This window comes from Ancylobacter sp. TS-1 (assembly GCF_009223885.1).
Classification (GTDB): domain Bacteria; phylum Pseudomonadota; class Alphaproteobacteria; order Rhizobiales; family Xanthobacteraceae; genus Ancylobacter.
On sequence record NZ_CP045144.1, the window covers coordinates 311996 to 335502 of the forward strand.

Genomic DNA, 23507 nt, shown 5'->3' on the forward strand with positions numbered 1-23507 from the left:
TGACAAGGGCAGGCCTCCGATGGAGAGGAAGAACAAGACCGCGTTCGTGACGGGCGCAACAGGCTTCATTGGCCGTCATCTCGTGGCGCGTCTCCTCAATGAGGGTTGGCAGGTCGTGGCGCTGGTGCGCAGTGCCGACCATGGTCTGGCCGGCGATGGCGTGAGCGTCGTGAGCGGCGACGTTCGTGATGCCGAGGCTGTCCGGCGCGGCTCGGCCGGCGCGGATGTCTTCTTCCATCTGGCCGGGCAGGCATCCGTCGGCGCTGCGGACGAGGCGCCCGCCGAGGCGATACAAATCAACGTCACCGGCACGTTGAACGCCGCAGAAGCCTGTCGGGCCAATGGCATTCGTCGTCTTGTCCATGTGTCCACCATGCATGTGTTCGGCCCGCCCCCGGCTGTCCCCGCCGACAATGAGCGGCCCTTCAACCCGCAAAGCGCCTATGCCTCGGCCAAGCTGGCGGCGGAACGCCTGGCGCTGGCGCAGGGGCGCGCCGCCGGCTTCGACGTCGTCGTGCTGCGTCCGTCGAATGTCTTCGGCCCGGGCCAGTCGCCGCCGGCGGTCGTCGCGGAGTTCGTCGCCCTGGCTGCGCAGGAACGGCCCATCGAGGCCGCCCAGCCGGACGTTCGACGCAGCTTCCTCTACGTGGAGGATCTCATCGACGCCCTGGTCTGTGCGGCGGGCGATCCCGCCGCCGGCGGACTGGCCTTCAATCTGGAGGCGCCCGGAAGCCTGTCGATCGGCGAACTCGCCGGAATGATCGAGACCACCGCCCGATCAATGGCGAGGTCGCCGGACAAGCCTGCCGTTCCACCCGTCCGCAATCTTCCTGCGCTGAAGGACTGGTCGCCCCGCATATCCGTCGAGGACGGGGTGCGCCGGACCCTGTGGGCGAAGACCCGTCCCCAATGGGTCGCGGGCGAGGGGCCCGCGCCGCGGGTTTCGATCGTCATCCCGGTCTATAATGGCGGCGACTATCTCGCCGAGGCCATCGACAGCGCGCTCTGCCAGACCTACCCGAACCTCGAGGTCGTCGTCGTCAATGACGGGTCGTCGGATGGCGGCGCGACGGCGGCCATCGCGGCCGCCTATGGCGACAGGATACGCTACTTCGAAAAGGAAAACGGGGGCGTCGCCAGCGCCCTCAACGTCGCCATTCGCGAGATGGACGGCGAGCTGTTCAGCTGGCTGAGCCATGACGATCTCTACCACCCGACCAAGGTGGCGGCGCAGGTCGACGCCTACCTCGGCTTCGGCAGCCCCTGCCTCGTCTTCTGCGACTACGAGCATGTCTCGGAGACGCTCGAACACCTTTTCACCAGCAATCTCGCTCCCCAACGGCTCGACGAGAGGCCGCTGAACGGTCTGTTCGGCGGCGTGTATAATGGCTGCACCTTCCTGATCCCGCGCGATGTTCTCGTCGAGATGGAAGGCTTCCGCGAGGGCCTGCCGACGACGCAGGACTATGAGCTCTGGTTCCGGATCGCCGGGCGCCTGCCCTTCGTCTACGTGCCGCAGGCTCTCGTGAGGCAGCGCATCCACCCCGCCCAGGGGTCACGTCACATCGGCCATCTCTACGAGTCGGGCCGGCTGATGATGTACATGGTGGACCAGACCCCGCTGCGGGTGATGGAACTCTATGACGGCTCGGCGGAGCGCTTCCTCATCCGGGTGGCGAGCCAGCTGGCGCAATCGCACTACACGGCGCCCGGTGCCGCCTATGCCTCGTTCCGGGCGCGGCAGGCCCTGTTGCGGCATCCGCACCAGATCGTTCTCGTCCTCGCGGAGGGAGCGCTCGCCGGCACGCTGGCCGCCATTGCGCGCCACCAGACGCGGTTTCTTCAGCAGGAATGGCTGATCGTCACGCCCGAGCCGATCGACGGCATCGAGCGCCCGCCCCATGTGGCGATGCTCCACCGGGCGCCGGCGGAGATACCCGAGACCGTGACCGGCGTTGCCGCGCTCGCCAGCCGGGATCTCGTCTATGTCGCCTCGGTGGTGCCGAGCGACGGCGTGCTGCTCTCCCTCGTCGAGGATCTTGTTCTCCGCGGCGCGGCGATGGTCGAGGATACGGCCCCCTCCGGCAGCGCGGGGCCGCAGGGCTGGTTGCTGCGGAGGTCGGTGCACCCGGCGTCCATCCCCGCCGAGATGGCACAGACGCGGGTATCGCCGGCATTTCCCCGCGAGGTGGAGGCGACGCCGGGCGGCATTGTTCTGCCGCCGCCCATCACGGCAAAGGCTCTCGATCGGCTGGCGCGCCCGCTCTCCCGGCTTGTGCTCGATGCGGGACTTCGGCTGTGCCGCCTGCCACCGCTCCGCTCGTTGGGTATCCGGTTCGTTCGTCGGGCTCTCCGTAGGGCACGGCTTGGTCAGGTCCTCGATGTGCAGTGGTATCGAGATACATATCTCGGCGGCAAGGGCTCCAGCCGCGTGGTCTGGCGCGACTATCTCACCTCGGGCTGGCGCGACGGGCGCGCGCCGAATGGCTGGTTCGACCCGGCGTTCTATGTCCAGCAACTGGACGGGGAGGATCGCAACGACCCGCCGCTGATCCACTATCTCGCCAAGGGCGCTCGGGCGGGGCTGGCCCCGCATCCGGTGTTCCAGCTCAATCGTTTCGAGCCGTCGGCCTATATTCCGCCTCCCAGGGGCGCAAGCCTGGGGACCCGGCGCCGGTTCCGCGATGCCGGCGAACGGCAGGCGACAGCGATGCTCACGGAGGCGTTCCGGGAGGACCGTCCCACGATCCTTCTCGTGGTGCATTGCTGGGGCGGGGGAACCTTTACCCATACGCGCGAGCTGTCGTCGGCGCTGGCCCGGCACGCCAATGTGCTCTTCCTCTATGGCGGGGCCGAACAGCCCTTCGTCCTCTCGCCGAAGGCGACCTATCCGGCGGAGGGGCTGGCCTTCGACACGCAAAGCGAGATTCCCGATCTCGTGCGGTTGCTCCGCGCGATCGGCATCGACCATGTCGACGTGCACCACGCCGGCGGCTTCGAGGCGGCACTGGAGCCCGTGCTGGCCGGGTTGGGAACGGCCTTCGACCTGACGCTGGTCGACTACCAGATGATCGCGACCCAGCCTTATCTGACAGGTGCGGACGGGCGCTTCGTGGGGGATGGCGCGCCCGCTCGCGCCCTGCTGCGCGACGAGGTTGTGCCGCTGTACCGGAAGGCGGCGCGGCGGATCGCGATCTCCCGGGACATGGCCCAGCGGCTGCGCACGCTGCGCCCGGAATTCGACGTCGTCTGCGCCGCCCATTGGGGCCGCCCGCCGATCGAGCGCCGCGAAGTGTTCATTCCGAAATTCTGGTGGGACGAACCGCTGCGGGTCCTCGTCTTCGGGCCGATGAACCCGCACAAGGGCCGGGATATCCTGATCCGGGCGGCCGAGGAGGTAACGGCGCGGGGATTGCCGATCGAGTTTCACGTGCTCGGCGATTCCGCGACGACCGCTCGCCTGCCGGCCGTCGACTCGCTGTTCGAGCATGGGTGGTTCTCCGCAGCCACGCTGCTTGAGCGGCTCGGCAGCATCGCGCCGCATGTCGCCTGGTACCCCGCCCAGGTGCCGGAAACCTGGTGCTACGCGCTCGACGACGGCATGATCGCGTCGATGCCGATTGTCGCCAACGCGCTGGGCGCCCTGACGGAGCGGTGCTACGGCCGCCCCGCGACCTGGATGCTGCCCCCCGACTGCGACGCGGCCACGGTGGCCGACCTGCTCGCGGAACTGAGGCGTCGCGTGCTCGACATGCCGCCCGTCTGGCAGCCCGTCGACGGACTGCCGGCGGCCGATAGCTTCTATTTCGACGCCTATCTGGCGCCGGCCCGGCAGAAATGGCGGGAACGGCGAGGGGTGGAGCGGCTTCCGTAGCCGGCTAGCGCCGGCGGCCGGAGCCTGCTGCCGTCGCGCTTCCGTGCGGTCTCAGGCGGGAACGGACGGGGCGAGGCGGGCACCGCGCCGATAGGCGCGTGTAAGCGGAATATGGAGCAGTTCGCCGGCGGTGATGGCCGCCAGCCCGTCCTCGGCCTCCAAAATCCCGCGCGCGGCGGCGTCAGATGGGGGCTTTGCCCGCAAGGCGTGCCGACGCATCAGAATGCCGGCGCCGGGCAGGCCCGAAGGGGAGGTCGGAAACAGCTGGACGGAGGCGGAGGGGCGATGCGTCCCGATCGGGGCTCCCGCACCGTCGGCGCTCTCCCAGTCCACGCAGGTTCCGATGGCTCCGGGAGCGGCGTCCAGCGCCGCCACCGCCTCGGCGACGAGGTCGGGATGCCAGAGGTCGCCATCGGACAGGATGCCGATCAGCTCCCCGCAGGTCTCGGCGATGCCCCGTTCTATCGCCGCGGCCGCGCCGTGGCCGGCGCCGCGAACCGGGCGCACGGCTCGGCCGAAGGCGCGCACCACATCCCGCACGCCGTCGGCGAGGGGCGATCCGTCGGCGACCACCACGATGTCGATATCCGCATAGCTCTGCCGCATCAGGCTCGCCAGCGTGGCGGTGAGCGCGTGCGGGCGGTCATGGCTCACGACGACGAGCGACACACGGGGCGCGCCTGCGGGCCTCGCGGGACGCCAGGCCTCGCCCAGCGGCGCCAGGAGAGGGAGCTTCGCCGCGATCGCCTCAGCGGCGGCAGCGGATTCGGCGCGCTCCTCCTCGGCCGATTCGTGGGAGGCGCCGTAGACGTCCGCCATGAAGCCCGGCCTCGGCGCCGGAAAGGGGGTGTCGCGCAGGGACTTCCGAAGCGCGCGGGCGCGGTCGGGGTAGTGGGCGAGGATATCCGCGAGCTTGTCTGCGGCATCCCCGGTGTCGTCGGGGTTCATCATCGGCGGGCATATGCCGGGATGACGCTCCTGCAGGAACACGCTGGCGCCTGTCCGTTCCGAGAGCAGAACCGGGCAGCCGCTCAGGGTCGCCTCCAGCGCGACGTAGTTGAACGTGTCCGTGCGCGAGGGGATGACGACCACCGAGCGGCCGGAGAAGACATCTGCGCGCAGGGCCTCGTCGGACAGCCTGCCGACATACTCGGCTTCGACTCCGAGCGTTCGCGCCTGTGCCAGCACGTGCTCCGACCAGAGCTGCTGCGGCGACCATTCATTGTCGGGGCCGGTCAGCAGGCATCGGCCGTACTGTGCGCGCGGAACCTGCGCCATCAGCTCGATGAAGAGATCGGGCCCCTTGGCCCGGTCGAGGCGGCCGACATACCAGATGTCCGGCGGCCCCTCGCCGGGAGGCATCGCGTCCGGCGGCGGGAAGGTCTCGATCGTGTCGTGCATGTCGAGCGGTAGTATCGGCAGTTCCGTCGGCCACGTCTGATGCAGTCCGATGTCGGAGATCGTGTACCGGATGTCGGCGGCATTCATCGAACGGCGCTCGGCCGCCTCGATGGCGGAGATCGTCTCCAGATCACGTTCGAAATCATAGGCGTTCCGGCTGCTCACGCTCATCCATCCGAGCAGCGACAGCGCGATGGCGCCTGTCGAGATGCCGAAGGCCGAGAATACCGGACGGATGAGATGGGCGGCCGGAAGGAAGGAGGGGATGTCGACGACGTCGAACCGCGCCCCCTGAATGGCGACGGCGACACCGGCGATCAGCCGCCTGTAGTGAACCGTGGTCCAGTGCCCCTCATGGTCGCCGGGCCAGGCATGCCAGCCACCTTCGATGTCCTGGAAGGCGAATGGATGGGCATTGGCCGGCAACCTGCCCGCGCGCTTCGAGATCAGGTCGGGGCCACGAGAAGGATAGAAGAATTCACTGCCGGGATTGCGCTCGATGATCCGCCGGTAGAATACCTGCCCGCCACCGATGGTGTTGTAGAAATCGAAATCGAGAATCAATACTCGCACGGGATACCCAAGGTTGATTTCTCTATCCTGTTGATAAATAAGCGATGCCGGTGAATCTGTCGAGCGTTGCGCGCGGATGCGTGCCCGTCTAAGAAACGCCGCGACCATCTGGAGCCGACGCCGCCGTGCGCAAACCGCTGATCGTTTTCGATGGTCAGGAAAACCTGTTCGGACGGGCCCTGTTCTGCGTCTCGTCGCTTTATTTCGCCGAGCCGTGGTTCCCGCTCGTCACGGTCCGCTTCATCGACATAGAGAACCCGGACGTGTTGACGGCGCTGGCGGCCGCGCGCTGGGATCTCGGCATCGGGATCGAGGCGTGGGAACGGTCACGATCCTGCCTGACGTCGCCGCTGGCCGGCGCCACGGTCTATGCCGGCGTGGCCTATCGCTCGGCGGCCGGGATGCGGCTGGATGAAGCACGGGCCGGCGGGGTCGCTCCGGTGGTCATGCTTCAGCACCCGGACGCGGAGTGGTTGTCGGCATCGGCGCTGCTGCACGCGGAAATGGCCTTCGATCCGCGTCGTTTCGCCGATCACCTCGGCGCCATGGTGAAGATGCTGTCATGACGGAAGCCGTGCCGCGCGCGTCGACGGAGCTTCAATCCCGTCCCGACACCATTCTCGTCGTCGCCATGCCCAACAGCGTGCACACCGCGCGCTGGCTGAACATGGTGCGCACGCCGCATCTGCGCTTTGTGCTGCTGCCAATCTTCCGGTATCCCCTCAACGAAACGTTGCGCGACTGGAGGCCGGTCGCGACAGCGCGGGATGTCGCGGAACTCGGTGCCGGCGATGTCGGCGTGTTCGATCCCCCCGTCCAGTTCGACCATGCCGCCATCGTGGCGAATGAGCGTATCGGCTACCAGACCTGGATGCCGCACTTCATGGGCACCGGGATTGCCTTCGCCCAGCCGCTGCATCTCATGGAGGCGGTTCGCCGCTTCAGGCCCGCGCTGGTCCACTCGCTGGAAGTGCAGATGGCGGGCTATCTGTGTCTGGCGGGCAAGACGCATTTCGCCGGCGAGTTTCCGCCGTGGCTGCTCTCGAACTGGGGCAGCGACACCTATCTGTACCGGAAGCTCGAAGACCATCAGCCGAGATTGCAGCAGGTGGCGCGGTCCATCGACGCCTATCTCGCGGAGTGTCGCCGCGATTGCGCAGCCCTGAAGCAGATGGGCTTCGACGGCATCCTTCTGCCGCCGGTGCCGGCCTCGGGCGGCATGGATATCGAGCATCTCGCGGCGACCATGGACCTGCCCGCGCCCTCCACCCGCCGGGAGATACTGGTGAAGGGCTATCATGGCTGGTCGGGCCGGGCGCTGCACATTCTGGCGGCCATCCGCATGGCCGCGCCCGCGCTGCGTGGCTTCACGATCCGTGTCATTCACGCGCCGCAGGAAGTTCATGCCGTCGCGCTGCGGCTTGCCGCCGAGACGGGTCTCGATATCGTCAACGACCCCTATCTGGCCTCCCACGAAGATGCGCTCAGGCGGGTCGCCCGCGCGCGCATGACGATCGGCTGCGGCATCTCCGACGGGATCTCCACCACCTTGCTGGAGGCGATGATGGTCGGCAGCTTCCCGATCCAGTCGAACACCTCGTGCGGCGAGGAATGGGTGGAGAACGGGCGGACGGGAATTCTCTATTCGCCGCACGACATCGCGGCCCTTGCACAGGCGATCGAGCGCGCGGCGAGCGACGACGCGCTGGTCGACGCGGCGGCGTCTACGAACCGGCGAACGGTCGAGGAGCGCTGGAATGTCGGCATCAACGGGCCGGCGATGGTCCAGCGCTACCGGGTTCTGATCGACACCTTCGCCGCGCGGGCTCGCGCATGAACCCGTCGGCGTCCGAGCGGGCGGAAGCCTCGATCATCGTCCCGGGAGCGGCCGACGGCGCCGGAATCGTCGCCACGGTTCGCGCCCTGCTGGGGCAGAGCGTGGCGGTCGAGGTGATCGCGGTCTGCGACGCCGACGGCGCGCGGGCCTTGCAGGACGCGCCGCAACTGGGCGGCTCGCCCCTCCTCGTCATCGTGCCGGTGCCTTCCGGCAGCCCGCTGGCGGAACAGGTCGTCGCGGGCTGGGAGCAGGTGCGCGGCACCTATCTTGGCGTCGTGTGCGCGGGCACCAGGCTGCATCCGCGTCACGTCGAGCTGATGCTGGCGGCGGCCGGCGAGCAGCCTTCGGCCGGCGGCGTCTGCATCCGGGACCCGGCCTCCGCCGCTCTTCCGGGCAGTTGGGTCCGGCCGGACGCTGTCCGTCTTCAGGGATTCGCGCCCCTGCTCGCGGGCACGCTGGTTGCCGAAAGCCTGCTGGCGCGTGTGACGACGCTTCGCGCCTGCGGCGGTCCGTTGGCCGACTCGGGCGAGGGCTGCCTGTTCGATCTCGCCTTCCGTCTGGCGATGGAGGCGGGGCTGGGCCCTGTCGATCTGCCCGCACTGACGCGGCCGACCTTCCACGTTCCGCCGATGGATGCGGCGGGATCGGACGCGCTGCTGGCCCGCCGGCTGGCGGAGGCCGCGGAGCGCGGCCGGCTGGAGACTCCCGTCCTGTTCGAACTGCACGCCGCGACGCGGTCATGGCCGCTCACCCATCGCGCGGCGTGTGAAGCGGTCGATGCCGCCGTGGCGCGGCTGTCGGTGGCTGTGGGCGTCCTCGGCGTCCCGCCGGGCGGTGCCGATGGCCGTGGGATCGAGCGCTCCGGGGTGCGCCTCGTCCCTCTCGGCCGTCGCACGTCGCCGCTCGATGCGCTGAAATCGCTGGCGGAACAGGCGCCGGGTACGGACTATTTGTTGCTCGCGGAGATGGCTCCTCCGGACTCGGACAGCCTCGCCGGCCTGCTCCTGCGCAGCGAGGCGGCGGGGATGGACGCCTGCCTCCCGGTGGCGGATGACGGCCTGCTGCATCCCGCCCCGGCGAAAGGCCTGATCGTCGGAACGCTCTTCCGGGCCCGGACCCTTGCCGGCGTGCTGGCGTCGGGTGGGTTTGCCGACGAATTGGGCTTCTGGGCGCGATTCGCACGCGTCGGCGTCATCGACGCCCTCGACATCGCCGCGCCGACTCCGCTCGCAGCCGGCGAGGGCGCCTTCGTCCTGCTGGCGCCCCACAACGGCATGGGCGTGGAGACGGCACGCCGGAAGCGCGGGCGGCTGCGGCGATTCATGCGCCGATGGACGAGCGCCAAGGCCTACAGGGAGGCCTTCGGCCGGCTCGCGCATGCCTGTCGGCGCGGCTTCTCCCGTCACGCGCGAAAGGGCGGGCACTGACGGCATGCCCCGTTGCCCGCAGCGGTGCCTGCCCCTCGGGCGGACAGGTTCGTCGCGCTCCGGGCGGGTACCGATTGTGTTTCCCGCCGGACTGCGATGAATTGGGCCCGGGCGCGCCGGCCTGGCCGCGTGCGGCGCCCGATGATGATGCGTTCTCCTCCGGAGGTTCTGATGTTCCTGCCCGTCAAGCTCGCCGCGCCGCTCGCGCTGATCGTGCCGCTCCTCCTCGCCGCCGGTCAGCCGGCGGGCGCGCAGACGGCCGAGGCCCCCAAGGCAGAAGCGCTCAAGGCCCGGAGCGTCGCCCAGGCACGGGCCAAGACCACGACCTTCGACCGCTGGAGCGTGACCTGCCGCGAGCGGCTGGACGTGACCGACAGGAAAAGCTGCACGGCGACCCTCAAGGTCCGGCAGGCGAATTCGAAGAAGGTTGCGCTGCTCTGGCAGATCGGCCGCAATCCGGCCGGCGAGCCCTCCTTCCTCTTCCGCACGCCGCTCGGGGTGCGCCTTAAGGATGGCGTCGAGATCAGCCTCGACGGCGCCGCGCCGCGCCGCTTCGGCTTCGCCTCCTGCTCGCCGAATGGCTGCCACGCGGTCGGGGCGCTCGACGACGCCTTCGCCAAGGAACTGGCGGGGGCCAAGGAGGCGGTGGCGAGCTTCACCTTTGTCGACGGCAAGGCGCTGAAGGTGGCGCTGCCGCTTGACGGCATCGACAAGGCGCTGCCCGCCATCAAGGGGTAGGACAGGCCGGAAGCGGCGTTCCGCCCGCTCCGAATGCCCGCCAGCCCCTCCGCCGACGCGCATCAGCCATGAAGTCGATTGCGCCGGCGCTGGCGAATGTTACATTTCACGCGAGATGTTGAACAATTCGATCCTGGCCGCTCCCCTGTGAGGGCGGCCGGGGCGACGGCTTCGGCCGGGGAATTCGCAATGGTCGACGAGACCCAGAGTTGGGCCGGGGATCGGGGGGCTGAGGGGCCTGCCCGGGAAGAGCGGCCGCATGTCCGCGCGCGCCATTGGCGCGGGCGCGGCGGCTCGTCGTCCGGGCGCGCCTGCGAGGGTTCGGGCAATCAGTCCCGTCCGCGCAACAACGATCCGAGCTACGCCGCCCTCGACCTCGGCACCAATAATTGCCGCCTGCTGATCGCGCGCCCGACGGCGAGCGGTTTCCGTGTCGTGGACGCGTTCTCCCGCATCGTCCGGCTCGGCGAGGGGCTGATCTGCTCCGGCCGGCTCGGCGAGGCGGCGATGGACCGGGCGGTCGACGCGCTCAAGGTCTGCGCCGCCAAGATCGAGGCCCGCAACATCGCCGACCGCCGGCTGATCGCCACCGAGGCGTGTCGCTCGGCGGTCAATGGCGAGGACTTCATCCGCCGCGTGGAGCGCGAGACCGGGCTGGCGCTGGAGATCGTCGACCGCGAGACCGAGGCGCGCCTCGCCGCCGCCGGCTGCACGCCGCTGGTCGATACCCATTCCGACGGCGCCGTGCTGTTCGACATCGGCGGCGGCTCGACGGAAGTCGTGTGGCTCGACCGTGTGGAAACCCGCGACGGCGGCCCGCCGGCGGCGGTGATCCGCGCCTGGGTGTCGGTGCCGCTCGGCGTCGTCACCGTGGCCGAGCGCCATGGCGGCGTGAAGGTGACGCGCGACGATTTCGAGGCCATGGTCAACGAGTTCACCCCGCACCTCGCCGGCTTCGTGTCGGCGGTGGGGCCGCATAATTGCGGCCGGCTGCACCTGCTCGGCACCTCGGGCACGGTGACGACCATTGCCGGCGTGCACCTCGACCTGCCCCGCTACGACCGTTCGCAGGTCGACGGCACCTGGCTCGGCGCCGAGCAGGTGCGGGTCGTGGTCGACCGCCTGCTCGACATGCCGTTTGCCGAGCGCGCCGCCAATCCCTGCATCGGCGTCGAGCGCGCCGATCTGGTGCTGGCCGGCTGCGCGATACTGGAATCGGTGCGCCGGGCATTTCCCTGCGACCGTCTGCGCGTCGCCGATCGCGGCCTGCGGGAAGGAATTTTGGTGGAATTGATGCGTGCCGACGATGTGTGGCGTCAGAGGGCTGGAGCCCAGACGTGATCGACAAGCCCCAGCCCGGCAAGGGCGGCGAGGCGCGGCCGCTGAAGGTGCGGCTCAAGAAGGCCCGCTCGCTCTCCTCCTCGTCCCAGAAATGGCTCCAGCGCCAGCTCAACGACCCCTATGTCGCGCGCGCCAAGCGCGAGGGCTGGCGCTCGCGCGCCGCCTTCAAGCTGATCGAGATCGACGACAAGATGAAGATCCTCAAGCCCGGCCTGCGGGTGGTCGACCTCGGCGCCGCGCCCGGCGGCTGGAGTCAGGTCGCGGCCCAGCGGATCAAGGTCGAGGAAGGGCGCGGCAGGATCGTCGCCATCGACCTTCTGGAGATCGACCCGATCACCGGCGTCGAGTTCGCCCAGATGGACTTCCTGAAGGACGAGGCGCCCGAGCAGCTCAAGGCGATGCTGGGCGGCGACGCCGACCTCGTCATGTCCGACATGGCCGCCAACACCACCGGCCACCGGGCGACCGACCATCTGCGCATCGTCGGTCTGGTGGAACTCGCCATCGACTTCGCCCGCCAGGTGCTGGCACCGGGCGGGGCCTTCATCGCCAAGGTGTTCCAGGGCGGCACCGAGAACTCGTTGCTGGCCGAGCTCAAGCGCGACTTCACCACCGTCCGGCACGTGAAGCCGCAGGCCAGCCGCGCCGATTCCGCCGAACTCTACGTCGTGGCGACGGGGTTCAGGGGGCGGCAGGGCTAGGTTCGTCTCACGCCGCGCTGCCCATCTCGTTGGGCGTCTCCGCCGGCGCGGCCGGCTTGACGCGGCGCTGCGCCAGTTCCGCGCCGGCATTTGCCGGCAGGCGGATGAAGAAGAACACCGAGCACACCGCGATCGCCGCCACCACGAGGAAGGCGACGCTGAAATCGGCGAGCTGAATGTCGGTGGTGCCGCGCCAGCTCCGCATGCCGTCGAGCACCAGCGCGGCGGTGGCGACGCCGGTGGAGATCGACACCTGCTGCGCCACGCTGGCGAAGCTGGTGGCGCGGCTCATCGCCTCCGCCGGCACGTCGGCGTAGGAGAGCGCGTTGGTGCTGGTGAACTGGAGCGAGCGGAAGAAGCCGCCGAGCAGCAGCGCCCCGATCAGCACCAGATGCGGCATGCCCGGCTGGAACAGCGCGCCGACCGCGATGAAGCCGGAGGCGATGACGCAGTTGACCACCAGCACGCGGCGGAAACCGAAGGCGCGGATGATCGGCGCGGCGGTGAACTTCATCGTCATAGCCCCTGCGGCGGAGGCGAAGGTGATCATTCCCGAGGCGAAGGGGGTCATCCCGAAGCCGAGTTGCAGCAGCAGCGGCAGCAGGAAGGGCAGGGCGCCGATGCCGACGCGGAACAACGAGGCCCCGACCACGCCGGCATAGAAGGTCGGAATCTTCAGCAGGTTCAGGTCGAGGATCGGCCGCTCCGTGTGGTGGGCATGGCGGACATAGAAGGCCATCGCCACCGCCCCCACGGCGATGACGGCGAAGGCTATGGAGGGCGCGACCGCGTGCTGGCCGAGCAGCGCGAAGCCGAAGACGAGGCCCGCCAGCCCGACCCCCGAGAGCGCCATGCCGCGGAAGTCGAAGGGCGGCACGTCCGCCTCGCGAATGTCGGGAATGAAGCGCGTGGCGAGCGCGATGCCGACGAGGCCGATGGGGATGTTGAGGAAGAAGATGTAGCGCCAGTCGAAAAAGGTGGTGATGAAACCGCCCACCGGCGGGCCGATCACCGGGCCCAGCAGGGCGGGAATGGTGAGCCAGGCCAGCGCGGAGACCAGTTCCTCCTTCGGCACGGTGCGCAGGATCACGAGGCGCCCCACCGGCACCATCATCGCCCCGCCCATGCCCTGGATGATGCGGAAGGCCACGAAGTCCGGCAGCGAATGGGCCATTCCGCACAGAAGCGAGCCGAAGGTGAAGATGACGATGGCGGCGCGGAACACGGTGCGCGAGCCGAATCGGTCGGCGAACCAGCCGCTGGCCGGGATGAACACGGCGAGGCTGAGCAGATAGGAGGTCAGCGCCAGCTTGAGCGAGATCGGGTCCTCGTGGAGATCGGCGGCGATGGCCGGCAGCGAGGTGGCGATCACGGTCGAATCGAGCTGCTCCATGAACAGCGCGCAGGCGACGATGAGCGGGACGAGACGTTCGGAGCGCACGGGTCCATCCGTTACGGCGGCGGGAAAAGCGGGATTTTCGATAGTGTTCAGGGCTATAACGCCGCCTGCCGCCGCCTGCGACCTGGATCGCACGCAAAAATCCGTCATCACCGTGGGATTACGTAGCGGCGTTGCCACGGGTCGTGGCCGCGTGGCGGCAATGCGTGCAGCACAGAGGTAGATGCCTAGGAAAGCGGTGCGGGTCATGTTATGAGCCCTCGCCAACTCGAAGGGAGAGGGCGGACCAAGGCGCCCGGCCTCGCTTCGCTTATCCATCCATCGGGCAGACGCGGAGCCGGGCTCCGCAAGCCCATAATCGGGAGTTGGCGATGTCGGTTTACGACGGCCTCGCGCGGGAAGCGCTCACCTTCGACGACGTGCTCCTCAAGCCGGGCCTGTCCGACGTCATGCCGGGCGAAGTCGACATCCGCTCGCGCGTCACCCGCTCCATCGCGCTGAACCTGCCGATCCTGTCCTCGGCCATGGATACGGTGACGGAATGGCGCCTCGCCATCGCCATGGCGCAGGCTGGCGGCCTCGGCGTCATCCATCGCAACCTCGATCCCGAGGTGCAGGCCGAGCATGTGCGCCTCGTGAAGAAGTTCGAGAGCGGCATGGTGGTGAACCCCGTCACCATCCATCCCGACCAGCCGTTGGCCGACGCACTGGCGCTGATGAAGAACCACAGCATTTCCGGCATTCCCGTGGTCGAGCGCGGCCCTAACGGGCGCGCCGGCAAGCTGGTGGGCATCCTCACCAACCGCGACGTGCGCTTCGCCACCAATCCCGAGCAGCCGATCTGCGAGCTGATGACCAAGGAACGGCTGATCACCGTCCGCGAGGGCGTGGAGCAGGCCGAGGCCAAGCGGCTGCTGCACCATTTCCGCATCGAGAAGCTGCTGGTGGTGGACGATGGGGGCCGCTGCGTCGGCCTCATCACCGTCAAGGACATGGAAAAGGCCGTCACCAACCCGAACGCGGCCAAGGACGAGCAGGGCCGCCTGCGCGTCGGCGCGGCGACCACGGTCGGCGAGGACGGCTATCGCCGCGCCGAGCTGCTGATCGAGGCGGGCGTCGATCTTGTGGTCGTCGACACCGCGCATGGCCATTCGCGCAAGGTTCTCGATCAGGTCAGCCGCATCAAGACGCTGTCCAACAGCGTGCAGATACTGGCCGGCAACGTCGCCACCGGCGAGGGCGCGCAGGCGCTCATCGACGCCGGCGCCGACGCGGTGAAGGTCGGCATCGGCCCGGGCTCGATCTGCACCACCCGCATCGTCGCGGGCGTCGGCGTGCCCCAGCTCACCGCCATTCTCGACGCCGTGGAAGTCGCCCGCAGGAGCGACGTTCCCGTCATCGCCGATGGCGGCATCAAGTTCTCGGGCGATCTCGCCAAGGCGCTGGCCGCCGGCGCCGATTGCGCCATGGTCGGCTCGCTGCTGGCCGGTACCGACGAGAGCCCCGGCGAGGTCTACCTCTATCAGGGCCGGTCCTATAAGTCGTATCGCGGCATGGGCTCGGTGGGTGCCATGGCGCGCGGCTCGGCGGATCGCTACTTCCAGGCCGAAGTGAAGGACACGCTGAAGCTCGTGCCCGAGGGCATCGAGGGGCAGGTGGCCTATAAGGGCCCGGTCGGCGGCGTGCTGCACCAGCTTGCCGGCGGACTGCGCGCCGCCATGGGCTATGTCGGCGGCGCCACGCTGGACGATTTCCGCGAGAAGGCCCGCTTCGTGCGCATTTCCGGCGCCTCGCTGCGCGAGAGCCACGTGCACGACGTGACCATCACCCGCGAGAGCCCGAACTATCCGGGCGGGGTGTGAGGGCCGGAGTGTGAGCGGCGGGCCGTCCGGCCCGCGACCGACCGCCAGGGGGAGGGCCGAACCGTGTACGTCACTGCAACGCTGCTGCCCGTGTTCGTGCAGGTCGCCCTCACCTTCGTCGTGCTGTTCCGGCTAGGGGCATTGCGGCTGGAGGCGATACGGGCGGGCGGCCTCGTGCGCGAGGAGGTCGTGCTCGACGACAGGGGCTGGCCGCCGAAGGTTCGGCAGGCCAGCAACTGCTTTCGCAACCAGTTCGAACTGCCGGTGCTGTTCTATGTGCTGGCGATCCTCGCGCTGGTCACGCGGCAGACCAGCGACGTCTTCCACGTGCTGGCATGGCTTTTCGTGCTGAGCCGGATCGTCCACGCCGTGGTGCATGTCACCAGCAACGATGTGCGCTGGCGCTTCGGCGCCTTCGCCTTCGGCGCGATCGTGCTTCTGGCCATGTGGGCGCTGTTCGCGCTGGCCATCCTGCTGGCTCCGGCGCTGCCGTGAGCCTTGTACCGAGATTGGAGTTGCGATGACGCCGGCCGCCAGGCTTTCCGCCGCTATCGAGGTGATCGGCACCCTTCTGTCCGAACGCCGCCCGGCCGCCGACGTGCTCAAGGACTGGGGCCGCAGCCACCGCTTCGCCGGCTCGGGCGACCGCGCGGCGCTGTCCTCGCTCGTCTATGACGCCCTGCGCCGCCGCGCCTCCGCCGCGTGGATCATGGGCGAGGCGGTGGGCGATGAGACGCCCCGCGCGCTGCTGCTCGGCACGCTGCGTCTGGCGCGCGGGCTCGATGTCGACGCCATCGCGGTGCTGTGCGACGGTTCCCGCTTCGCCCCGGCGCCGCTCACCGACGACGAGCGCGCGCGGCTGGCGGACGCCTCGCTCGACGACGCCCCCGCCTCTGTGCGCGGCGACTATCCCGAATGGCTCGACGCCCCGCTCGCCGCCGTGTTCGGCGAGGCGCGGGCGCAGGAGGGCGCGGCACTGGCCGAGCGCGCCCCGCTCGATCTGCGCGTCAATTCGCTGAAGGGCGCCGTCGACAAGGCGCGCCAGCAGCTCGACCACCTCTCCCCCGAGCCGGGCGGCTGGTCGCCGCTGGCGCTGCGCATCGCGCCGGAGGCCGACGGCAAGGCGCCCCCGCTCACCTCCGAGCCCGCCTACATCAAGGGCCTCGTCGAGATACAGGACGAGGGCTCGCAGATCGCCGCCATCCTCGCCGCCCCGCCGCGCGGCGGGCAGGTGCTGGATCTGTGCGCGGGCGGCGGCGGCAAGACGCTGGAACTCGCCGCGCTGATGGACAATGCCGGCCAGCTCTACGCCTATGACGACGATCTGCGCCGGCTCGCGCCGATCCACGAGCGGGTCCAGCGCGCCGGCGCCCACAATGTGCAGGTCCGCTCGCCCAAGGGGCGCGGTCCCGAGCGCGCCGACGTGCTGGCCGATCTCGAAGGCCGCATGGACCTCGTGCTGGTCGACGCGCCCTGCACCGGCACCGGCACCTGGCGCCGCAACCCCGACGCCAAATGGCGCATGCGCCCCGGCGCGCTGGCCGAGCGGATGAAGGACCAGGCCGGTATCCTCGACGACGCGGTGCGCTTCGTGAAGCCGGGCGGGCGGCTCGCCTATGTCACCTGCTCGCTGCTCGACGAGGAGAATGCCGGGCAGGTGCGCGGCTTCCTCGACCGCCACCCGTCCTTCCGCGTCGTGCCGCCGGCCGAGACCGTGCTGGCGCTCGGCGAGCGCGGGCTCGCCCTGCGCGAGGCGGCGCTGGAGCGGCCGGAGGGACTGCTGCTGACGCCGCGCCGCACCCACACCGACGGATTCTTCGTCAGCGTCATGGTGCGCGACGCATGACCCGGATATGAACTGAAACGCCCGAGAAAGCTGACAGAGACCCCTATGAGCCAGACCGACGCCGCTGCCCACCACGACACGATCCTGATCATCGACTTCGGCTCGCAGGTCACGCAGCTCATCGCCCGCCGCGTGCGCGAGGAGGGCGTCTATTCGGAGATTGTGCCGTATCAGAGCGCGGCCGAGGCGGTGCGGCGGCTCAAGCCGGTGGGCATCATCTTCTCCGGCGGCCCGGCCTCGGTGACGGACGCGGGCAGCCCGCGCGCGCCCCAGGAAGCCTTCGATGCCGGCGTGCCGATCTTCGCCATCTGCTACGGCCAGCAGACCGCCGCGCTTCAGCTCGGCGGCGAGGTCGAGGGCGGCCATGCCGCCGAGTTCGGCCGCGCCGAGGTGACGGTGAACAAGCCCAGCGCGCTCTATGAGGGCGTGTGGGAGGTCGGCGAGCGCTATCCCGTATGGATGAGTCATGGCGACCGCGTGACCCGCCTGCCGGAAGGCTTCGAGGTGGTGGCCACCTCCGAGAACGCCCCCTGCGCCATCGCGGTGAACGAGGAGCGGCGCATCTACACCACGATGTTCCATCCCGAAGTGGTGCACACCCCGCACGGTGCGGCGCTGATCCGCAACTTCGTGCGCCGGATTTCCGGCGCGCGCGGCGACTGGGGCATGCGCGCCTATCGCGAGGAATCCATCCGCCGCATCCGCGAACAGGTCGGCCCGGAGCGGGTGATTTGCGGCCTGTCCGGCGGCGTCGATTCCTCCGTCGCGGCGGTGCTGATCCACGAGGCCATCGGCGACCAGCTCACCTGCGTCTTCGTCGATCACGGCCTGCTGCGGCTCGGCGAGGCGGAGAAGGTGGTGACGCTGTTCCGCGACGCCTACAACATCCCGCTGGTGCATGTGGACGCCTCCGAGATGTTCCTCGGCGCGCTCGAAGGCGTCACCGACCCGGAAGTGAAGCGCAAGACCATCGGCAAGCTGTTCATCGACGTGTTCGAGGACGAGGCGAAGAAGATCGGCGGCGCGGCCTTCCTCGCCCAGGGCACGCTCTATCCCGACGTGATCGAGTCGGTGTCCTTCACCGGCGGACCGTCGGTGACGATCAAGAGCCACCACAATGTCGGCGGCCTGCCCGAGCGCATGAACATGAAGCTCGTCGAGCCGCTGCGCGAGCTGTTCAAGGACGAGGTGCGCGCGCTCGGCCGCGAGCTTGGCCTGCCGGAAGTGTTCGTCGGCCGCCATCCCTTCCCGGGACCGGGCCTCGCCATTCGCTGCCCGGGCGAGATCACCCGCGACAAGCTCGACATTCTGCGCCTCGCCGACGAGATCTATCTCGAGGAAATCCGCCGCCACGGTCTCTATGACGAGATCTGGCAGGCCTTCGCGGTCATCCTGCCGGTGAAGACGGTGGGCGTGATGGGCGACTACCGCACCTATGACTATGTGGTCGGCCTGCGCGCCGTGACCTCGGTCGACGGCATGACGGCGGACTTCTACCCGTTCGACATGGCCTTCCTCGGCCGCGTGGCGACCCGCATCGTCAACGAGGTGAAGGGCGTCAACCGCGTGGTCTACGACGTGACGAGCAAGCCCCCGGGGACCATCGAGTGGGAGTGATGGCTGCAAATGGCGGCGATGGCTTCGTTGTGGCGGTAAGTCTCGGCGCTACAAGATTGCCGCTCGATCCCATAGGTCGGTAACGCCAGGCGTGCTCGCCGAATTCCTGGGTCTTCTGCCCTAGGAGACGGTCTCCAAGATCGCCCGCACGTCTGACTTTGGCGGGGCGCCAAAGAGCCGTCGATATTCGCGATTGAACTGCGTGACACTTTCATAGCCGACGCGAAGTGCTGCGCCGCCTGCGTCGATACGATCGGCGATCATCATTCTGCGCGCCTCATGCAGACGCAGATGTTTCTGGTATTGCAGCGGGCTCATCGCCGTCAACGCGCGGAAATGATGATGCAAGGTGGATTGGCCCATGCCCGCAATGTCCGCCAAGGTCTCGATGCGGATCGGCTGGTCGAAATGATCGCGCAGCCAGCGGATCGCGGCCGAGACGCGGTTGGTCTGCGTGCCGACCTGAACCGCATGTCGCAGCCGGCCGCCCACCGGCCCCGTCATGATCCGGTAGAGGATTTCGCGCTGGAGGGAGCGCGCCAGAATGGGAATGTCGACGGGCTGATCCAGCAGGTCGAGCAGGCGCAGTGCGGCGCTTGTCAACTCTGGCGTCACGGGCCCGATAGCGACACCCGGTCCGCTGCCCTCCGACGCGCGTCCGAACTGATCGACCTCGGCGATCAGCTCGCGCGCCAGATCGAGGTCGATGTCCAGCTTGAACGAAACATAGGGGTTCGAGGCGCTCGCATCGAGCACCTGGACGATGGTCGGCAGGCCGACAGCCGTCAGCAGGAAATGATCCTGATCGTAGAGATAGGTCTCATGACCCAGGACGACACGCTTCGCGCCGTGGATGATGAAGGCGAAGGACGGCTCATAGAGCGAGGAATCGGGCGCCATCGGCGAGGCGCGCCGATGCAGGGACAGGCCGGGAATGGCCGTGGCGAGGGAGCCTTCGTGCGGAAGATGCCTTTCGACGACTTCTCTCATGCGATGACGGGCGCGTTCCATCTCCTGCGTCTCCGTGGGTGCCTTGCCTTGCACGAACAAGCCGTTCCAGTCTCCTCGCCGATCTGATCTTCGTTCCATATCCTAGAAATCCGTCGACAAAATCGTCTCTTTCCATTGCTCGATGTTGTCCGCGAGCGCGGCGGATTTGTTGGCGAAAATTGCGTAGGCGTCGGAGCCCGTAGCCAGCCATACGGGCGCCTCCTCAGCCCCCACCAAAGCCAGCATAAGCGCCGCGAATTTCCTGGGGTCGCCGATCTGCCGGTGATTGTTGGCATCGAGTGCCTGCCGGTGCCGGGCGGAGGCTTCGGCATAGTCCTCGATGGCAAAATCGCCATAGCGCACGGAACTACCGTCGAGAAAATCGGTGCGGAAGCGGCCGGGATAGACGCAGGTGACCTTGATGCCGAACGGCGCCACCTCGCGGGCGAGCCCTTCGGACCAACCGGACACCGCATGCTTTGCGGCGCAATAGATCGACGAGCCTTCGAAGCCCTGCATACCCGCAATCGACGATATCGTAATAATGTGGCCCGAGCGCTGCGCCCTCATGACAGGCAGGACGGCCCGCGTGACATCGAAGACGCCGAAAACGTTGGTGGCGAACTGCCGCGATACGGTTTCCGGGGCGATCTCCTCGAAAGCGCCGAGCTGACCATAACCGGCATTGTTGACGAGAACGTCGATCCGCCCGAACCGCGCGATCGCCGCACCGACGGCCTCGTCGACCGCCGCGCGATCGGTCACATCGAGAGGGATCGTATGGAGCCTGTCGGCAAAGCCTTCCGGGGCCTCGCCGATCTGCTGCGGGTTGCGTGCCGTGGCGATGACGTTGTCGCCAGCCTCAAGGGCAGCGAGCGCAATTTCCAGGCCGAGACCACGATTGGCCCCGGTAATAAACCAGGTTCTCATAGCGCGAATTCCATTGTCGATTGGGCGCCAGCGCCTGTCGCGCCAACTCCGTGCAACCTATGGCTCCAAACGCACGGCGGCTAGAAACGGTCCTGCCTGTTTCTTGCCTGATCCTGTCGACAGGCCGCCGGAGACAGAGTCCTCACCTCTTCGGCGCCAGCCCGTCGAGCACGACATCCATCAGCCTTTCCGCCTGCTGGCGTCCCTCCGCATCATCAGGAGCGCGCCAGTAAAAGCCCATGAGCAGAAGCACATCGGCGGCCCGCAGGCCTTCCCGCATGCTGCCCTCGGCGACGCAGGCCCGGATCAACTCATCCAACGCAGCGATGACGGGAGCATAGGTTCCCTGGATCGCCTCCTGCGCGGCCGGGCTGTGCAGCGCATCGCCCAGCCCATGCTTCACGCGGATATAGCCAGCGAGCGCGGCAAACCACTGCCGGAGGGCGTGAACGGCCGTATTCCGCGCGAGCAGCGCCGGCACCGACGTGACCAGTTGCTCGATGTCATGGCGGTAGACGGCAAGAATGAGCGCTTCGCGGGTCGGAAAATGCCGATAGAGCGTCCCGGCACCGACACCGGCGCGCTTGGCGATCTCGTTCAGCGACATCGCGCCCGACTCCACAAAGGCGTCGTGGGCGATTTGCAGGATGTGCTCCCGGTTCTTGAGAGCATCGGCCCTCGTCGCTGAACGAGAATGCTCTTTCACCATGCGTCCCATTCGGCCTCGCCCAGGGCCCACTTGCAAAACGGAGAGTTCTCCGTTATTTCACTCTCACCAAGCGGAGAGTTCTCCACTAAGGCCACCTTAGGAGGCATCATGAACTATATCAAGCTCGGCAGGACAGGCCTGGACGTTTCCCCCATTGCGATCGGCGCCATGACCTATGGCGACCCCAAGCGCGGCCATCCCGTCTGGTCGCTTCCCGAGGAGGAGAGCCGTGGCCTGATCAAGCATGCCATCGAGCAGGGCATCAATTTCTTCGACACCGCCAACATGTATTCGCAAGGATCGAGCGAGGAGATACTTGGCCGCGCGCTGAAGGATTTCGCCAATCGCGACGGTGTCGTCATCGCCACCAAGCTGCGTCACCCCATGCGCCTCGGCCCGAACGGCAAAGGGTTGTCGCGCAAGGCCATCATGACGGAGATCGACCACAGCCTGCGCCGTCTCGGGACCGACTATGTCGACCTCTACCAGATCCACCGCAACGATCCCGAAACCCCGCTCGAGGAAACGCTCGAAGCGCTCCACGACATCGTGAAGGCTGGAAAGGTCCGCTATCTCGGCGCGTCCTCGATGCATGCCTGGCAGTTCTCGAAAGCGCTGCACCTGCAGAAGGCGAACGGCTGGACGCGCTTCGTGTCCATGCAGGATCACTACAACCTCCTCGCCCGCGAGGAAGAGCACGAGATGTTGCCGCTGTGCCGCGACGAAGGTGTCGGCACCATCGTCTGGAGCCCGCTGGCGCGTGGCCGCCTTGCCCGTTCCTGGAGCGAGGCGAAAGCGACGGTGCGCGCCGGCAGCGACCCCTTCGCCGACATGCTCTATACCCAGCTGACGGCGGAAGGCGACGAGGCCATCGTCGATGCGGTTGGTCAGATCGCCGAAGGACGCGGTGTCTCGCGCGCGCAGATCGCGCTCGCATGGCTACGTCGCAACCCGGTTGTGGTCGCCCCTCTCGTCGGCGCCAGCCGCCCGAGCCAGATCGACGATGCGGTGGCCTCGCTTGCCATCACGCTCACCGATGACGAGGCGCGCCTTTTGGAGACGCCCTATACGCCGAGGCACGACTTCCAGAGCCTCGCGGACGACAGGGAATTGCAGCGCATCATGGCGCAGATTCCGGGATTTCCGCAGTTGGCGGCCTGAAGTCACCAAGGGCCGAAGCCGTCAGCTTTACCTGCCGGCGTCGCTGGCCCGGCGCTCCGCCAAGGCGCGCACCATTCGTGTTGTCAGAAACGCGACGAAGATACGCGCCTTGGGAAGCGGATATCCCGGCGGCGGGGCGCCGGGAAGCAAGGTCACTTCGCCGTGGCGCCGAGCGCGGCAGCCGCCTTTTCGATGACGGCGGCGACCTGATCGGGGTGCGATTCATAGACCGAGTGGCTGGCGCCGGGCACCACGACGAAGGGGGCCTTTGCGCGCTCGTAATAGAAGCGCTCGAGATCCGGATTGATGATCTGATCATTGCCCGCGACGACGCCCCAGCTCGGCTTGGTCTTCCAGGCGGCGGCGGTCAGCGGCGTGCTGAACACGTCCTTGTAGGCGAGCACCTGCGAGCGCGCCTCGAACGTCGCCTGCGCCTTGGGCAGATCGGGCGCGAACAGCTTCGGGAACAGCGCCGGGTTCAGGTAGGTGTAGCCGTCGGCAGTCACTTCGACCGCACCCGGGGTCTTCGCCAGCACGCTCGGCATCTTCTTGCCGAGTTCGCCCTCGTCCTCGCCGACATCGGGAGCGTGGGCGGCGACATAGACCAGCCCGGCCACCTTCGGGTCGACCCCGGCCTGCGTGATGATCGAGCCGCCATAGGAATGGCCGACGAGAAGGGTCGGGCCGTCCTGCATGTCGATCACGCGCCGGGCGGCGGCGACGTCGTCGGCAAAGGAGGTTTCCGGCTCCTGAACCATCGACACGTGGAAACCCTTCCGGGTCAGGAGATCGTAGACCGGCTTCCAGCCGGACGCGTCGACCCAGGCACCGTGCACCAGCACGATGTTGCGGATCGGCTCGGCCTGCGCCGCGCCGGGGGCGGCCAGGGCGAGCAGGGAGGTGAAGGCGGCGGCACGGAGCAGGAACTGGGACATGGTTTACCCTCCGGTTTGCGGGACGCGGCCTCATTCGCTGGAGGCCTGAACTGTCGGTGGCAGCGAAACGCGGGCCTGACGGCGCGCTGATTTCCGGAGACGGACACTAGTTTCGGGGCGGGGAGAGATATTCCGCAAAGGAACCCTTCTTGCCCATCCGCTCGCT

Annotated in this window: 17 protein-coding genes and 1 pseudogene; 12 read left to right on the forward strand and 6 right to left on the reverse strand. The window is 68.2% G+C overall.

What is annotated here, in order from left to right:
- Positions 1 to 46: 46 nt before the first annotated feature.
- A complete protein-coding gene (locus GBB76_RS01505) occupies positions 47 to 3874 on the forward strand; it encodes an NAD-dependent epimerase/dehydratase family protein (protein ID WP_162375451.1) in 3828 nt (1275 codons plus the stop codon).
- Positions 3875 to 3925: 51 nt separating this feature from the next.
- Here GBB76_RS01505 and GBB76_RS01510 read toward each other — a convergent pair whose 3' ends face one another.
- Positions 3926 to 5956: a glycosyltransferase gene (locus GBB76_RS01510; protein ID WP_152301652.1), complete on the reverse strand. Its 2031-nt coding sequence runs from the start codon at positions 5954 to 5956 to the stop codon at positions 3926 to 3928.
- Between the two features lie 17 nt (positions 5957 to 5973).
- Here GBB76_RS01510 and GBB76_RS01515 point away from each other — a divergent pair, with 17 nt between their 5' ends.
- The 6 genes from GBB76_RS01515 to GBB76_RS01540 all read left to right on the forward strand — a co-directional run bounded on the left by GBB76_RS01515 (position 5974) and on the right by GBB76_RS01540 (position 11892).
- The gene (locus GBB76_RS01515; protein WP_152301653.1) at positions 5974 to 6414 is read left to right on the forward strand and encodes a hypothetical protein; all 441 of its coding nucleotides are present in this window, start codon (positions 5974 to 5976) and stop codon (positions 6412 to 6414) included.
- Complete coding sequence (locus GBB76_RS01520; RefSeq protein ID WP_152301654.1) at positions 6411 to 7685, forward strand: glycosyltransferase; 1275 nt, start codon at positions 6411 to 6413, stop codon at positions 7683 to 7685. The genes GBB76_RS01515 and GBB76_RS01520 overlap by 4 nt, the downstream gene beginning before the upstream one ends.
- Positions 7682 to 9112: a hypothetical protein gene (locus GBB76_RS01525; RefSeq protein ID WP_152301655.1), complete on the forward strand. Its 1431-nt coding sequence runs from the start codon at positions 7682 to 7684 to the stop codon at positions 9110 to 9112. The genes GBB76_RS01520 and GBB76_RS01525 overlap by 4 nt, the downstream gene beginning before the upstream one ends.
- Positions 9113 to 9283: 171 nt before the next feature.
- Positions 9284 to 9850 (forward strand): invasion associated locus B family protein, encoded by a 567-nt coding sequence (locus GBB76_RS01530; protein ID WP_152301656.1) that lies wholly within the window; start codon positions 9284 to 9286, stop codon positions 9848 to 9850.
- Positions 9851 to 10039: 189 nt separating this feature from the next.
- Positions 10040 to 11191: a Ppx/GppA phosphatase family protein gene (locus GBB76_RS01535; protein WP_152301657.1), complete on the forward strand. Its 1152-nt coding sequence runs from the start codon at positions 10040 to 10042 to the stop codon at positions 11189 to 11191.
- Positions 11188 to 11892: an RlmE family RNA methyltransferase gene (locus tag GBB76_RS01540; protein WP_152301658.1), complete on the forward strand. Its 705-nt coding sequence runs from the start codon at positions 11188 to 11190 to the stop codon at positions 11890 to 11892. Before GBB76_RS01535 ends, GBB76_RS01540 begins: the two co-directional genes overlap by 4 nt.
- A 7-nt stretch (positions 11893 to 11899) precedes the next feature.
- Here GBB76_RS01540 and GBB76_RS01545 read toward each other — a convergent pair whose 3' ends face one another.
- Positions 11900 to 13333 (reverse strand): MFS transporter, encoded by a 1434-nt coding sequence (locus tag GBB76_RS01545; protein WP_152301659.1) that lies wholly within the window; start codon positions 13331 to 13333, stop codon positions 11900 to 11902.
- A gap of 329 nt (positions 13334 to 13662) precedes the next feature.
- Between GBB76_RS01545 and guaB the strand changes: the two genes are divergently transcribed.
- The 4 genes from guaB to guaA all read left to right on the forward strand — a co-directional run bounded on the left by guaB (position 13663) and on the right by guaA (position 18616).
- On the forward strand, positions 13663 to 15153 hold the full coding sequence (gene guaB, locus GBB76_RS01550) for an IMP dehydrogenase (RefSeq protein ID WP_152301660.1): 1491 nt from the start codon (positions 13663 to 13665) through the stop codon (positions 15151 to 15153).
- Positions 15154 to 15216: 63 nt separating this feature from the next.
- Positions 15217 to 15648: an MAPEG family protein gene (locus GBB76_RS01555; protein WP_152301661.1), complete on the forward strand. Its 432-nt coding sequence runs from the start codon at positions 15217 to 15219 to the stop codon at positions 15646 to 15648.
- Between the two features lie 25 nt (positions 15649 to 15673).
- Positions 15674 to 16999, forward strand: a complete 1326-nt coding sequence (locus tag GBB76_RS01560) for an RsmB/NOP family class I SAM-dependent RNA methyltransferase (RefSeq protein ID WP_152301662.1) — start codon at positions 15674 to 15676, stop codon at positions 16997 to 16999.
- A 45-nt stretch (positions 17000 to 17044) separates the two neighbouring features.
- The gene (guaA, locus tag GBB76_RS01565; protein ID WP_152301663.1) at positions 17045 to 18616 is read left to right on the forward strand and encodes a glutamine-hydrolyzing GMP synthase; all 1572 of its coding nucleotides are present in this window, start codon (positions 17045 to 17047) and stop codon (positions 18614 to 18616) included.
- Positions 18617 to 18736: 120 nt separating this feature from the next.
- Here the strand turns inward: guaA and GBB76_RS01570 are convergent, their stop codons facing one another.
- From GBB76_RS01570 to GBB76_RS01580, 3 genes are all read right to left on the reverse strand, one after another.
- Positions 18737 to 19627: an AraC family transcriptional regulator gene (locus tag GBB76_RS01570; protein ID WP_152301664.1), complete on the reverse strand. Its 891-nt coding sequence runs from the start codon at positions 19625 to 19627 to the stop codon at positions 18737 to 18739.
- A gap of 81 nt (positions 19628 to 19708) precedes the next feature.
- A complete protein-coding gene (locus GBB76_RS01575; RefSeq protein WP_152301665.1) occupies positions 19709 to 20536 on the reverse strand; it encodes an oxidoreductase in 828 nt (275 codons plus the stop codon).
- A 142-nt stretch (positions 20537 to 20678) separates the two neighbouring features.
- On the reverse strand, positions 20679 to 21254 hold the full coding sequence (locus GBB76_RS01580) for a TetR/AcrR family transcriptional regulator (RefSeq protein WP_202911146.1): 576 nt from the start codon (positions 21252 to 21254) through the stop codon (positions 20679 to 20681).
- A 99-nt stretch (positions 21255 to 21353) separates the two neighbouring features.
- Between GBB76_RS01580 and GBB76_RS01585 the strand changes: the two are divergent.
- A pseudogene (locus GBB76_RS01585) lies at positions 21354 to 22319 on the forward strand (aldo/keto reductase); the annotation flags it as partial.
- A 239-nt stretch (positions 22320 to 22558) separates the two neighbouring features.
- Here GBB76_RS01585 and GBB76_RS01590 read toward each other — a convergent pair.
- The gene (locus GBB76_RS01590; RefSeq protein WP_152301667.1) at positions 22559 to 23341 is read right to left on the reverse strand and encodes an alpha/beta hydrolase; all 783 of its coding nucleotides are present in this window, start codon (positions 23339 to 23341) and stop codon (positions 22559 to 22561) included.
- Between the last annotated feature and the right edge of the window lie 166 nt (positions 23342 to 23507).